We start from the raw sequence: 13,495 nt of genomic DNA on the forward strand, positions 1-13,495 counted from the left end.
TTCGATGGACAAATCTACCCGCTGGAAGCACCGCAACCAACCCCCTGCCATCGGGCACGCAGTTGGCCCTAGGCACTTGGCACCACCGGCTGGGGCCGGAGGATCCGGGAATCCCCTGCGTAAACGTTGAAGCTCGTGCCGCGGCTAAAGCCTGCGACGGTCAACCCGTTCGCTTCTGCCAGTTCCACGGCGAGGCTGGACGGGGCACTGACGGCGGACAGGACGGGAATCCCGGCAAGGGCCGCTTTTTGCACCAGCTCAAAGGACGCCCTGCCGGACACCTGGAGAACCGTTCCGGTCAGCGGCAGGAGGCCTTCGCGCAACGCCCAGCCAACCACTTTGTCCACGGCGTTGTGACGACCAACGTCCTCGCGAAGGCACAAAAGGCGCGGAACGCCGTCGTCCCCTATTTTGAACAGGCCCGCTGCGTGCACGCCCCCGGTGTCGTCGAAGACGCGCTGGGACTTCCGCAGCAGCGCCGGAAGGGAGGCGAGTACTTGTGCATCTATTTCCAGCGGGTCTGCCTCGGGAGTGAAATGGGAAGACTTCCGGACCGCTTCGATGGAGTCCGTGCCGCAGATGCCGCAGGAGCTCGATGTGTAGACCTTCCGGCCGGTATCGGGCAGCGGAACGTCCGGCCGCAACTGGGCTTCCACCACGTTGAAGGTCTGGACGCCGTTCTCGTCCTCGCCGGCGCAGAACCGCAGGGAGACCAACTGCCCGGGTGTCCAGATGACGCCCTCGGACACCAGGAACCCGGCCACCAGGTCGAAGTCGTCGCCGGGGGTGCGCATCGTTACTGAGTAGGACAGCGTGCCCAGTCGGATTTCGAGCGGTTCCTCAACGGCGAGGACGTCTTCGCGGTGACGGACCGGGTATTCAAGCGCGCCCGGCGATCCGTCCAGGACATATTTGTGCACCTTGCGGCGCTGAATTACGCGTCCCATGTTCCACCCTGCCTGATCATTACTCCATCATGGCACCATCGGAGCGCGCCCCTGCGCAGGAGCCCAAGCGCTTCAGCCCAGGAGCGCGCTCCAGTCCACGGGTTCGTTTGCGGCCGGCTTGCCTTTGGTTTGTCCGGTCCGGGCATTGCTTCGCGGTTTCGGTTTCGCCGGCTTTTCCTGCGCCCCCTGAATCGGTGGCCCCCAAGGCAGGGCAAAGGCAGGCACCGCCTCACCCAGCTGCACACCGTGCGGCGGCACCACCAGGACACCGTCGGCAGCGGCCAGCCCGCGCATCATCCCGGGCCCTGTGTGCTGTGCCGGGGCGGCCATGCCGTACAGCAGGCGGAAGGGCATGAGCCTGGTACGGCCGGGGTCGGGTTCGATCATCGTCCCGCAGGGAACTTCCTCCACCGCGGGCATTGCACGGTGGCCCAGGGCGGCGAGCAGCGGGGCGCCTACGGTGGAGAGGGCCATCATGGCTGCCAGGGGGTTGCCGGGCAGCCCCAGGACAAAGCGCCCGTCCGGAAGTTCGGCGAGGACCGCGGGATGGCCCGGCCGCATGGCCACGCCGTCGATGACCAGCCGGCCGCCAAGTTCAGCCACTGCGCGCCGGAGGTGGTCCGTTCCCGAACGGCCAGTACCCCCGGTGGTGATGACGACGTCGGCAGGCAGGCCGGGTGCGTCCGGCAGCCCCGGCACCACGTCTTCGAGCGCTGCGAGCCATTCACCATACGAGTCGCCGATCCGCTGTTGTCCCGCAGGAATGCCTCCCAGCATGGAAACGACATCAGGCAATTGCGGGCCGAACGTGTCGCGCACCTGTCCGGGGGCAGGGGTACCGCGTTCCACCACCTCGGCCCCGGTCAGCACCAGGCGCACCACGGGCTTTCCCTGGACCTGCACTTCGTCGTAGCCGGCCAGGGCTGCCAATGCCAGATGGGCGGGGTTGAGTTCTACCCCTGCCTTGACCAGGATGTCCCCTTCAAGGGCTTCCTCCCCGGCCTTCCTGATGTGTTCGCCGGCGCGGGGCTCCCCTGGCCGCGCCTTGCCCCCGGTCATCAGGACAGGCAGGCCGTCATCGTCCCGGCCAAGGACGGCGCTCTCGGTCCGGAGGACTGCCTTGCCGCCGGGAGGGATCAGCCCTCCCGTGGCTATGGGACTCGCCTGGTGCGGCGCCAACCTGGTGCCAGGCTCCACCGGAATCCACGGGCCGCTTCCATTGACCACCCAGCCGTCCATCGCCGAAGAAGCGTAATGCGGCATGTCCTGACGTGCCACGATGTCCTGGTCCAGCCTGCGGCCCAAGGCCGCCCCCAATGCCACGGGCCCAGAAGGGATGGGAGTGGCGGCGTCGTATGCCGCTCGCCTTGCCTCTTCCCACGTGTGGGCAGCGTGATGGTGGGCAGTGTGATGGGGTTCAGCTTCGCCGTGGCCGGCATCCACTGACGCTGCCCCGTCGATGCTGGCTTCTGCAGGTCCGGATTCTCCGGCCGGGACTGACGCTTCCGTCCCCGGCGGAACCTGGGGACGGCTCAGGGGTCCTGCCGTCATTCGCCGGGAGTCCCGGCGGTGGCTTCCTTGCCGTAATCAGCTGCCAGGGAACGCGCTACGGCCAGCGCCGAATCCATGGAGGCGGAGTCCATTTCCCTGCCCGGGGCAGCGGCCAAGCCCGCGGCGAAGCCGGCAATGAAGGTGGTGAGCGGAGCTGCAGGCCGGACGACGGCATGGGCGGCGACGCCTGCAAGTGACAGCACCGCATTGACGTCCACCTGGACGTCCTCAAGCTTGTAGGCCTGGAGGAGCGCCCTGCACCACTCTTCCAGCGTTTCGTCCTGGCTTTTCACGTATTGCCTCCCACGTTAGCTCCGCCTGCGCGCCGGTCCTGGCTTCCGCGCTGGTTCCCGGCGGCGATCCCCAGCGCGGCAGCATCCTCCCAGGTATCCACATCGGAGGTGGACCCGGCGGGGACTGTGACTAGCTGCACGTCCAGACTAGCAAGGAGCGCACGGACGGACGCGTTGACCAAAGCTTTGCGTGCGGCCAACTCCCTGCACGCCCTGTTTAACTCTTCCGTGCTATAAAAAGCTGCCAAGGGCTGGACCCTGCCGCCCTCATCCCTGGCCATGACGCCCCGGCCGGCGGCTCCCCCGGCCAGTGCCCGGTCAGCGCAGTCGGCAAGTGCGTCGCGCAGCGCTGACACGGCCCCGGCCGCCAGCGGCATGTCGCAGGCCAGCACCAGGGTGTGCGGTGCCGGTCCCGCATTGTCCGCCAGGGTGGCCAGGCCGGCGGCGATGGCAGCTGCGGGGCCGGCAAATGGTGGTTCCTCCCGGCAGGTCAGCAGGCCGGACGCCCAGGACGGCGGAGCGAGTGGGGCTTCGGTAGAGTCGCTGGCCCGCAGAAAATCAATTCCGCCTACCACGACAGTTCGGCGGGCGCCCGCCGACGCAGCCACGGCGCGCTCCAGCAGCGTCTGGCCCCGGAAGACCAGCGACTGCTTGGGGACGCCACCCAACCGCGAAGAACGTCCACCAGCCAGGACCAGGGCATCAAAAACCAGCCTGTTCGCTTCCATTCACCCAGCCTAGCGACCAGACGCTCCGCTGGCCGCAGGAGGGGTCAGGCAGCGCGCTCGGGAAGCAGGAAGGGATCCCATGCCGGGGTTGGCTTCTCGAGTTCCTTGATCTGCCAAATCGTTCCCCGCGGCGGCTCGGGCACAAACCGCAGGGTCCAACCCATCTCAGCAGGGGTGTGGTCACCCTTGACGTTGTTGCAGCGCAGGCAGGCGGCCACCAGATTCTCCCACGAATCGGCCCCGCCACGTGACTTTGGGTGCACGTGGTCGATCGTGTGCGCCGCCTTACCGCAGTACGCACATTTGTGTCCATCGCGCCGGAGCACGCCCCTGCGGCTGACCGCCGTGGAGTGGTTATACCGGGGCCGGATGTATCTGTTGAGGAGGATCACGGACGGGCGCCCAAGGACGTCGGTTGGCCCCACGACGGGGTCGTCCCCTTCGGCCACAACGCTCGCCTTGCCCGTGAGCACAAGCACCAGCGCCCGGCGGAAGGTGATTACCGCCAGCGGTTCATATCCAGCATTCAGAACGAGAGTGCGCATGCACTTACCTCTTCACGGCCGCACCCGTCAGGGGCACGAGGGCCGGCTGCCCTCGGCATGTCCGGGCTATGGATCGACATCACAAGAGTAAACAAAGAAGTGCAAAATCAGGTAATCGCCCACTCGGCGGCCTCTCCGGCGACCTGGCGGCCGGGGCGGGAGGTCGAGTGAACGCGACCGGCCGGGAGATTTTAACGACAAAAGGACCCCTGCCTCATTGGCAGGGGTCCCCGCGGCGATCCTTTGGCCGGCGTCCGTTCAGGCCGGCAGCGGGAATGCCTAGCTGACGCGGATGAAGACGGGGCCGGAACCGACGTTGGCGCTGAACACCACGGTCTGGTTTCCGTTGAAGCCGCCGTGGACAGCCATGCCGTTACCGGCGTACACAGCGATGTGGGCCATTCCGGAGCCGCCGTTGGCGTAGTAGATGAGGTCGCCCGGCTGCGCCTCGGCTGCACTGACCGTGCGGCCCAGGGAGAGGTAACCGGCAGGCCAGTCGTGGAAGTGGATTCCGACGGCAGCCAGGGAGTTGGTGACCAGCATGGTGCAGTCCTGCACCACGCCCAACTGGGCGTAGGCCGCGGCCAGGATGGCAGCACCCTTGCCACTGGCGGAAGGGTGGGCGGCAGGAGCGGCCGGAGCAGAGGCAAGGGTGGCCGTGACCTTCGGAGCGGCAGCCGGCTGGGCTGCGGGGGCAGCTTCCTGCACCGCAACCTGGGGCTCGGGCTCGGCGACGGGAGCCGGCGTGGTGGTCACAGCCGGCTTCTCGAAGCTGATGGCGATGGTGGAAGCCGCAGAAATCGGCGCGTCGACAGCGGATTCAACTTCCATGGCGGACGCCGGCGCGGAATCACGCTTGGCGTTGGCATCAGCGGCATTTGCGGCGATGCCGCTGGTCAGGACCAGACCGGAAGCGGCGGCAATCACAGCGGCCTGACGGCCCATTCCGCCGGCGTTGTCGGTGACAGCCTTGGCGATAACAGCGATTGAGTTGGTTTTGGTGACCTCGGCGCGGTGCCGTGCGGTAGCACGAGTCGTCATCAGTTCTCTCTTTCGTTTTTCCTCAGGCGGCTGTGGCCGGGCAGAGGGAGTTGGACCCGCCGGCATCTTGGGGGCATGCCGGCGCGTCCCGAACGGGGGTTAGCTATTAGGAAACGCGGATGAAGACGGGGCCGGAACCGACGTTGGCGCTGAACACCACGGTCTGGTTTCCGTTGAAGCCGCCGTGGACAGCCATGCCGTTACCGGCGTACACAGCGATGTGGGCCATTCCGGAGCCGCCGTTGGCGTAGTAGATGAGGTCGCCCGGCTGCGCCTCGGCTGCACTGACCGTGCGGCCCAGGGAGAGGTAACCGGCAGGCCAGTCGTGGAAGTGGATTCCGACGGCGGCCAGGGAGTTAGTGACCAGCATGGTGCAGTCCTGCATCACGCCCAGCTGGGCGTAGGCCGCGGCCAGGATGGCAGCACCCTTGCCGCTGGCGGAAGGCTGTGCGGCAGGAGCAGAGCCGGTGGCAACGGCTGCCGTGACCTTTGCACCCGCAGCCGGCTGGGCTGCGGGGGCAGCTTCCTGCACGGCGACCTGGGGCTCGGGAGCCGGAGCAGCGGTGGTCTTGACGGTGGGCCGTTCAAAGGAAACCGTGGCGGTGGGGGCGGCGGTCACGGCGAGCGACGTCTGCGCCGAACCGGACTCGGTGGAAGCGGAGACACCGGCAGTGGTGTCAGCTGCAGTGGCCGGCAGGCCCATGCTCAGAACCAGGCCCGATGCGGCGGCCACAACGGCAGCCTGGCGCCCTACGGTTCCGGCGTTTGCAGTCATGGCCCTGGATACGGCATCCAAGGGGTTGGTGCGCACCGTTTGGGCACGGTGGCGCGCAGAATGATGGCGTGAAGACACGAAGGTAGCCTCTCCCAATGCCTGCGAGGTGAGCTGTCGGATTCGGATGGGAGTCACCCGGTCACAAGCTTCCTGGGAAGCTTGTGACTTAACCCCAAGGCCTTCTGGAGAGAAGGCCAAAAATTGGTTCCCCCGCCCCTGCCAGACGATGAAATGCGAACGGACCTTGAGCGGTGGCAGAGTTAGGCAATCCACTCAAGAGCGTCAACTTCGGAAAAGTTGACGCAAGTTAGACGGTACAGGAGTTCTGCTTGAATGTCACATTCAGGTCACGGCACGTTACCCGGATCTGAGAGTTGGCAATCATACGGTTACAGCCAACCCATCGGATCGACCACTTCGCCGTTCACCTGGACCTCAAAGTGCAGATGGCATCCCGTGGAGGCGCCTGTGGTACCACTCAGGGCCACAACGTCTCCCCTGGACACGGTCTGCCCCACCTTGACGTTGAATGACGACAGGTGGTTGTAGGTGGTCTCCAGCCCGTTGCCGTGGTCTATGACCACACGGTTTCCGCCGCCGAACTGGTGCCAGCCTGCGAAAGTCACGGTGCCCGTTGCTGCAGCCATAACAGGCGTCCCGCATTGGGCCACGAAGTCCTGCCCGCGGTGGAAGTCGCCGGCGCCTCCGGTAATTGGGCTGACCCGGTAACCGAAGGGGGAGGCGGTCACAAGCGAGGCGAGCGGTGCCGAGAGCGTGCCGGCGGAAGCCGCGCGGGTCACGGAGCCGGCCGACTGGGCGCTGAGGAGCTGCTTGAGCTTCCCGTCCGGGTCCGCCTGGGTCACCACTGCAGAGCGGCTGAAATCGATTTGAGCGCCAATATCCGCGGAAATCTGGGGTTGCGGACTGACCGACGATGCCGCCAGGGGGGTGGAGCCGGCCGCATCCGTCGCCATAACCGGACTCGTGGCGGGCATGGCGACTGTCAGGGCTAGACCGGTGGCGGCAAGGGCAATCCCGGCCTTCTGGCCTATGCCGCTGGCGGCGGCAAACTCCGTCATCTGCCGGAACGGACCCCGCCTGCGCCGGGCATCGCGGTGGAGGTCGCGGGGGCGCTCCGTTGCGGCACCTTCGACAATCCGGGCTGCCGAAGGGGGGCCGGCCGCGCGGCGGCGTCCCCTGGGGGTCTGCGTGGTCAAGAAGGGTTCCTCTCTGGAGAAGCCTGCGGAGTTAGCTGTCGGATTCGGGTCAGAGAGATCAAAGACCCGGCCCGCCACCGGCAAGCTTCGGCACAGGGGTATTCCCGGAAGAATCCTTCACTGGAGAGGCTTGCTGCTGACGGACTTCACCCCAAGGCAGTCCCCCGCTGCCGGTTGTGGTTCCCCCGCCTCTGCCAGTTACGACTCGTGCACCTGATCCGCTGGCAGAGCTCGGCTCCGGATCAGGTAACGCTTAAGTATCAACGATTGCTTCCACTATAGGGGCTAAAGACCCTAGGTAACAATTCCGTTATCTTTGCGTGGAAGGGCTGTCACGGGGTATGAACTGCCCCGGTCAGGACTGGCGGACGGCGACGAAAACATGGGCTGCGACCTCCGGCGGGAGTTCCAGTGCGCCTTCAATACCCGGCACCCGGACGGAGATGTAGTCGCCTACACGCTCAAGCGCCACGGCAGCGCCGGGCCGGATGCCACCTTCGTCCAGTTGTGCCAGCAGTTCCGGCTCCACCTGGATCGGTTCGGCCAGCCGGCTGATGGTTACCCCGGAGGCAGGGCCGTAGTTCTTCATCGCTTCCACGAGGCTGATGGCGCCATCGGCAAAGCCGGGTCCCGGTTGTCCTCCGAGGGCTGCGAGCCCCGGAATGGGATTGCCGTACGGAGACTCAGTGGGCCGGTCCAGCATCTCGTAGATCCGCCGCTCCACCCGCTCGCTCATGACGTGCTCCCAGCGGCAGGCCTCGTCGTGGACGTAGGCCCAGTCCAGACCAATGACGTCGGCAAGCAGGCGTTCGGCCAACCTGTGCTTCCGCATTACCTCGGTGGCCCGCTTGCGGCCCGTGTCCGTCAGTTCCAGGTGCCTGTCGCCGGAGACCACCACGAGTCCGTCACGTTCCATCCTGCCGATGGTCTGGGAAACCGTGGGCCCGGAGTGGCGCAGACGCTCGGCGATACGGGCCCGCAGGGCAACGATGTTCTCTTCCTCAAGCTCCAGGATGGTCCTGAGGTACATCTCCGTAGTGTCGATCAGATCCGTCATCCAGCTCAGCTCCTCGAGCGCAGTACCTTGCGTTGTCCCACCGTACCGCCTGTTCCCGCGAGGTAGTCCGGGGAAAAGCTTAGCCTATTTTGACTTACTCCGAATAGCCGAGGGTGTCCTGTCTCAGTGTCTGGACTTTGAAGCAGCCGGTTCCCGCGCGCCGCGACTGTTCAGGCAGAATGGGAGGGCCAACAGCGCAGCCGCCGCCGACGGCAACCCATCACCAGACCGTCCGGACCAAAGCCCCCGTCCCTGCCGAATTGGAGCACCTGTGAGCGACACCAGCATCACGATCCCTGCCAACCTCCTGCCTAAAGACGGGCGGTTTGGGGCCGGCCCGTCAAAGGTCCGGCAGGAACAGATCGATGCCCTGGCCGCAGCATCCAAGACCATTCTGGGCACCTCCCACCGCCAGGCACCGGTGAAGAACCTGGTGGGGTCCATCCGTGAAGGATTGAGCCAGTTCTTCCGCGCCCCGGAGGGCTACGAGGTGGTCCTCGGCGTTGGCGGCTCCACCGCGTTCTGGGATGTCGCGAGCTTCGGCCTCGTGGAGAAGAAAGCCCAGCACCTGTCCTTTGGCGAGTTCGGGTCGAAGTTCGCTGCAGCCACCAACAAGGCACCCTTCCTGGACGCATCGTCCATCATCAAGTCCGAACCGGGCACGCGGCCCGCAGCCCAGGCGGAGTCCGGCGTGGACCTCTACGCCTGGCCGCAGAATGAGACCTCAACGGGCGTTGCCGCCCCGGTCCGGCGAGTATCCGGAGCCGACGAGGGCTCGCTGGTCCTGATTGATGCCACCTCGGCTGCCGGCGGCCTGGACGTGGACGTTGCCCAAAGCGATGTCTACTACTTCGCGCCCCAGAAGAACTTCGCCTCAGACGGCGGCCTGTGGCTCGGCCTCTTCTCCCCCGCCGCCCTGGATCGCGCCGCCCGCATCAAAGCCGGCGGCCGCTGGATCCCGGACTTCCTGGACCTCCAGACGGCCATCGACAATTCCCGCCTGAACCAGACCTACAACACGCCTTCGCTGTCCACCCTGGTAACCCTGGACGCCCAGGTCCAGTGGCTGAACGCAAGCGGCGGCCTGGACTTTGCGGCGGCCCGCACCGCCGATTCGGCCGGCCGGATCTACAGCTGGGCGGAAGCGTCCGAATTTGCCGCCCCGTTCGTGGCCAAGCCCGAGGAACGCTCCAACGTCATTGCCACCATCGACTTCGACGAATCGGTGGATGCTGCCACCGTGGCCAAGGTCCTGCGCACCAACGGCATCGTGGACACCGAGCCCTACCGCAAGCTGGGCCGCAACCAGCTGCGCATCGCCACCTTCGTGGCCATCGAGCCCGACGACGTATCGGCCCTGCTGGCCAGCATCGACTATGTGGTGGGCGAACTGCGCAAGTAGCAGCCGGTTAACGTACGACGGCGCCGCCCGGGTTGGTCCCGGGCGGCGCCGTTTGCGTGTGGTCAGGAAGTCCTTGCCCCGTCCGAAGGCTCCGCGCCGTCGTCGGACCGCCCTTCGTCCGCAGACCCGTCTCCCACTGCGGAGGATTCTTCCTGCTGTCCGTCCTCGGGTTCCTGCTGCTGCTCGTCCTCGGGTCGGACGCGTTCAGCCCACGGCACCCACTCCGGCGCAAGGATGGAATCCTCGGACGGGAGCAGGCCCAGCTCGTTGACCGTGACCACCTTGGAGCGCGAGTTGCGGGTCAGTACCGCGTACCACTGCCAGCCAGCGTAACCGGGCAACCGGGACTCGAACAGGTGGGTGACCAGCCGGTCCCCTTCGCTCTTGGCAGCCAGGTGCGCTCCGACCGTGGCGGCGGGCGTGATGCTTTCCACCGCGGTCCGGGCAGCATCAACCGCAGCGGCCAGGAAGGCGTCCGGTTTGCCCGTACGCCAGACCGGCACGCCTGCCTTGCGCTTGGGCGGAGTCTTGGCACCCTGCTCCTGCACTGGCGTGCCCGGCTGGTCAGATTGGGGATTCATCGGCGCTTAGACGTCCAGCTCGTCGGCAACCTTGCGCAGGGCGGCCGCGATGGCCTTGCCCTTGTTGCCATCCGGGTACTTGCCCTTGGACAAGGTCCCGGAAAGGTTGTCCAGGACGGTCACCAGGTCCTGCACCAGCGGAGCGAGGTCCTTGGCGCTGGGGCGCTTGGCCTTGGCAATGGACGGGGTCTTGTCCAGCACCCGCAGGCCCAGCGCCTGGGCCCCCTTGCGGCCATCCGCCACGCCAAACTCCACCCGGGTTCCGGCCTTCAACTCCGTTACGCCCTCGGGCAGCGACGACTTCGGCAGGAATACCTCCTGGCCGTCTTCCCCCGCCAGGAACCCAAAGCCCTTATCCTTGTCATACCACTTGACCTTGCCGGTAGGCACGTAATCAACCTTCTTCGTTCTGTCATGAGACACGGCCGCCTGCCACCGCATCCGCATTGTTGTGCGGGTTCAAGGTATGGCACGCGCAAACCGTGTTGGTCTGTATCCTTCAAGGTTATCCTGCCGCGTGCCCAGTTCATGCTTCCGAAGGCATTGTTCCGCCCCAGGCGCAAGGCACGCAGCCCCCGCCCGCAGGCCCGGCTTCGCTGGCAGCCACCTGGCCGCTGTAGCGTTACGACCATGACCTCCTTGCGTTACCGGCGGCCGCTGATGGTCCTTGCCGCTGTTATTGCCGTGCTTTCCCTTGTGGCCGTGGGAACCGTCATGGCCCTTGCATTCGCCGGGTCCGCGGCCCCCACGTGGATCACCTATGCCGCCCTCTACGGACTGCCGGTGGCCTTCATCCTGATGCTCCTGCTGGTCCTGGACGGTGTGGCAGCCCGGCGCCGGTCCGGAAGGGCCGGGCAGCGGTAACGTTGGACTGATGTCCCTTATTCGTGCGCTCGGCAAGGACCTGGAGGCACGCACCGACGATTCGCTGCGTGCCCTCTTCGCCGCGCGGCCGGACCTGATTTCCCCCTCTGTTCCGGACTTCGCCGCCCTGGCCGCACGCGCCACTTCCCGGGTCAGCGTCCAGCGGGCGCTTGAGCGGCTCAACCGGCCACAGATGCAGGTCCTGGAAACCCTGCACTTGGGCACCAACACCGACACCGGGCACAGCGCCTCCGCGGAGGGCCTGCACCACCTGATCCGCGGTTCGTCCCTGGCCGTCATCGAGGAGATCCTGCGGACCCTGCAGGAGCTTGCCCTGGTGCATCCGGCCGCTCCCCCGCACGGCACCCCTTCCACTTCCGCCGGGCAGCGCTTCTACCTGCCCGTGGGCTCCCTCAAGGACGTGGTGGGCATCTACCCTGCCGGCTTGGGCCGCAGCTACACGGAACTGGTCCGCCTGCAGCCGGCGTTCGCGCAGCGGGCGGTGCAGCTGGTCTCGGAACTGCACCGCACCGGATTTGCCGTCCATAACGCCACCACCCCCATGGAAGCCGCGCTGTCGCTGCAGCACTGGACGTCCTCTCCGGCGGCACTGCAGGACATCCTCGCCCACGCTCCGGAGCGCACGACGGCGCTGCTTGCCAAGTTCCGGAACTGGGCCATGGGTGCGGTCCCCCAGGCGCAACGCAAGGCATCGGTCACGTCGGAAGGGGCCGACGTCGGGCCCATTGACTGGCTCCTTGCCCGCGGACTGCTGGTGCCGCTGGATGCGGCCCATGTGGAACTGCCGCACAGCGTGGGACTTGCCCTTCGCGGCGGCGCGATCATTGACGACTTCACCCTTGCACCGCCGGTTCCGGAGCTCGGCCGGACCACCGCGGCACTGCGCCGGAACGCGGCCCTGAGCGCAATCTCGGAAACCCTGCGGCTGGTGTCCGAACTGCTTCACGCCGTTGCAGGGCACCCGCTGCCGACGCTGCGCACCGGCGGCGTGGGTGTCCGTGAGTTGCGCCGGCTGGCGGACATTCTGCGGGTTGAGCAGGCAACGGTGGGCCGCCTGCTGGAACTGTGCGGCCTGGCCGGTCTGATCCACCTGGACGTCGACTCCTCGTCGTGGGTGCAGCCGCCGCAACTCGAGTGGCTGGTGCTTCCGCGGCAGGAACAATGGCTGTGGCTGGTGAACGCCTGGCTGGCGAGCGAACGCGTGCCATCGATGGTGGGCCAACCGGTAAACCCGGCACCCGGGGCCCCAGCCGGCAGGTCCGCCTCGGGCACGACCATCCCGGCGCTGTCCGCCGGCGCGCAGCGGCCCGACGCCCCCGTGGTCCGCAAGCGCATCCTTGAGATCCTGGACGAGCTGACCCGGGAAGCGGCTGAGGGGGACGGCGCCGCACCCGTCCTTGATGCCGCCGCCGTCCTGCAGCGCGCGGAATGGTCCCAGCCGCGGATGGCGCGGCGCTTCAGTTCCCTGATCCGCGGCGTCCTTTCCGAAGCCGAAATGCTGGGCCTGGTGGGGTCGGGCGCCCTGAGCCAGCTGGGCAGCGCCTTCGCCGCAGACGATCCCGACGCCGCCCTGGCCATTTTGGGCGAACACCTGCCCGCTGCCCTCAACCATGTGCTCCTGCAGGCAGACCTGACCGCGGTGGCCCCGGGCTACCTCTCCCCCGAACTGACGGAGAAGCTCCTGGTGATGGCCGATGCCGAAGGACAAGGCCCGGCCACCATCTACCGTTTCTCCGCCGAGTCGATCAAGCGGGCACTGGACCACGGCTACGATGCCGGCGGACTCCTGGCGTTCCTCCGCGAACACTCGGCCACCGCCGTTCCGCAGCCGCTGGAATACCTCGTGGAAGACACCGCGTCCCGGCACGGCAGGCTCCGTGTGGGACAGTCCGTCAGCTTCATCCAGAGTGAGGACGAGGCCGCGCTCCGGGACCTCGTGGCGGGGCCCAAAGCTGCCCAGCTTGGCCTGGCCATGCTCGCCCCGACGGTGGTCACGTCCACCGCCCAGCCCCGTGAACTTGCCGCCGCGCTCCGCAACTTGGGCCTGTCCCCCTCCGTCGATGGCGCTGGGACTCCCGGGCAGCTCCGCCACCAGTCGGCACCCCGGGAGAACCTCCGCCCGGTCTATACCGCACCGCGGATGGCGCCCCCGGCCGAGGATGTTGAAGCCCAGCTGGACGTCCTCCGCAGGGCGGGCGGCGCCGTAGGGCATTCCCCTGGCGCGGGGGCCGGCAGCGAGGCAGCCACCCAGCTGGGGCTTGAGGCCCTGCAGAGGGCCATCCGGCTCAAGCAGCGGATCCAGATGAACGTGGTGGACAACCTGGGGAATGCCAGCCTGGAGATCGTTGTTCCGTTATCTGTGAGCGGCGGCCGCGTCCGCGTGTTCGATCCTGCCCGGGACACCGAACGGGTCCTGTCCGTCCACCGCATCATCGATATCGAGGCTGCAGAGGAACTGCACCAGTAAAGGAAT

At 66.9% G+C, this 13,495-nt stretch carries 14 protein-coding genes and 2 riboswitches; of the genes, 3 read left to right on the forward strand and 11 right to left on the reverse strand.

Going from position 1 to position 13,495, the window contains the following annotated elements:
- Positions 1–68: 68 nt before the first annotated feature.
- From fdhD to J2X98_RS16315, 9 genes are all read right to left on the reverse strand, one after another.
- On the reverse strand, positions 69–947 hold the full coding sequence (gene fdhD / locus J2X98_RS16275) for a formate dehydrogenase accessory sulfurtransferase FdhD (RefSeq protein WP_141943482.1): 879 nt from the start codon (positions 945–947) through the stop codon (positions 69–71).
- Positions 948–1,019: 72 nt separating this feature from the next.
- Entirely contained in the window at positions 1,020–2,498 is a 1,479-nt protein-coding gene (locus tag J2X98_RS16280; protein ID WP_307310211.1) for a molybdopterin molybdotransferase MoeA, read from the reverse strand.
- Positions 2,495–2,791, reverse strand: a complete 297-nt coding sequence (locus J2X98_RS16285; RefSeq protein ID WP_174237538.1) for a DUF6457 domain-containing protein — start codon at positions 2,789–2,791, stop codon at positions 2,495–2,497. Before J2X98_RS16285 ends, J2X98_RS16280 begins: the two co-directional genes overlap by 4 nt.
- Positions 2,788–3,519: a molybdenum cofactor guanylyltransferase gene (gene mobA / locus J2X98_RS16290; protein ID WP_307310215.1), complete on the reverse strand. Its 732-nt coding sequence runs from the start codon at positions 3,517–3,519 to the stop codon at positions 2,788–2,790. The genes J2X98_RS16285 and mobA overlap by 4 nt, the downstream gene beginning before the upstream one ends.
- A 44-nt stretch (positions 3,520–3,563) precedes the next feature.
- Positions 3,564–4,064, reverse strand: a complete 501-nt coding sequence (locus J2X98_RS16295) for an HNH endonuclease (RefSeq protein ID WP_141943486.1) — start codon at positions 4,062–4,064, stop codon at positions 3,564–3,566.
- Between the two features lie 279 nt (positions 4,065–4,343).
- Positions 4,344–5,105: an NlpC/P60 family protein gene (locus J2X98_RS16300; protein WP_141943488.1), complete on the reverse strand. Its 762-nt coding sequence runs from the start codon at positions 5,103–5,105 to the stop codon at positions 4,344–4,346.
- A 106-nt stretch (positions 5,106–5,211) separates the two neighbouring features.
- Positions 5,212–5,880: an NlpC/P60 family protein gene (locus tag J2X98_RS16305; RefSeq protein ID WP_141943491.1), complete on the reverse strand. Its 669-nt coding sequence runs from the start codon at positions 5,878–5,880 to the stop codon at positions 5,212–5,214.
- A gap of 82 nt (positions 5,881–5,962) precedes the next feature.
- Positions 5,963–6,141, reverse strand: a riboswitch (cyclic di-AMP (ydaO/yuaA leader).
- Between the two features lie 128 nt (positions 6,142–6,269).
- Positions 6,270–7,097 (reverse strand): M23 family metallopeptidase, encoded by an 828-nt coding sequence (locus J2X98_RS16310; protein WP_307310224.1) that lies wholly within the window; start codon positions 7,095–7,097, stop codon positions 6,270–6,272.
- 4 nt (positions 7,098–7,101) lie between these two features.
- Positions 7,102–7,313: riboswitch (cyclic di-AMP (ydaO/yuaA leader) on the reverse strand.
- 139 nt (positions 7,314–7,452) lie between these two features.
- Positions 7,453–8,154: a metal-dependent transcriptional regulator gene (locus J2X98_RS16315; RefSeq protein WP_307310226.1), complete on the reverse strand. Its 702-nt coding sequence runs from the start codon at positions 8,152–8,154 to the stop codon at positions 7,453–7,455.
- 271 nt (positions 8,155–8,425) lie between these two features.
- Between J2X98_RS16315 and serC the strand changes: the two genes are divergently transcribed.
- On the forward strand, positions 8,426–9,556 hold the full coding sequence (gene serC, locus J2X98_RS16320; RefSeq protein ID WP_307310227.1) for a phosphoserine transaminase: 1,131 nt from the start codon (positions 8,426–8,428) through the stop codon (positions 9,554–9,556).
- 62 nt (positions 9,557–9,618) lie between these two features.
- Here the strand turns inward: serC and J2X98_RS16325 are convergent, their stop codons facing one another.
- Together J2X98_RS16325 and J2X98_RS16330 are read right to left on the reverse strand one after the other, a co-directional pair.
- A complete protein-coding gene (locus J2X98_RS16325) occupies positions 9,619–10,137 on the reverse strand; it encodes a DUF3027 domain-containing protein (protein WP_141943499.1) in 519 nt (172 codons plus the stop codon).
- 6 nt (positions 10,138–10,143) lie between these two features.
- Positions 10,144–10,527 (reverse strand): cold-shock protein, encoded by a 384-nt coding sequence (locus tag J2X98_RS16330; RefSeq protein WP_018762148.1) that lies wholly within the window; start codon positions 10,525–10,527, stop codon positions 10,144–10,146.
- A gap of 240 nt (positions 10,528–10,767) precedes the next feature.
- Here J2X98_RS16330 and J2X98_RS16335 point away from each other — a divergent pair, with 240 nt between their 5' ends.
- Positions 10,768–11,001 carry a hypothetical protein gene (locus J2X98_RS16335; RefSeq protein WP_141943501.1) on the forward strand — a complete coding sequence of 78 codons (234 nt, stop codon included), beginning with the start codon at positions 10,768–10,770 and terminating at the stop codon, positions 10,999–11,001.
- A gap of 10 nt (positions 11,002–11,011) precedes the next feature.
- On the forward strand, positions 11,012–13,489 hold the full coding sequence (locus tag J2X98_RS16340; RefSeq protein ID WP_307310231.1) for a helicase-associated domain-containing protein: 2,478 nt from the start codon (positions 11,012–11,014) through the stop codon (positions 13,487–13,489).
- Positions 13,490–13,495 lie beyond the last annotated feature (6 nt).

The organism is Pseudarthrobacter enclensis, from assembly GCF_030811655.1.
Taxonomy (GTDB): domain Bacteria; phylum Actinomycetota; class Actinomycetes; order Actinomycetales; family Micrococcaceae; genus Arthrobacter; species Arthrobacter enclensis_A.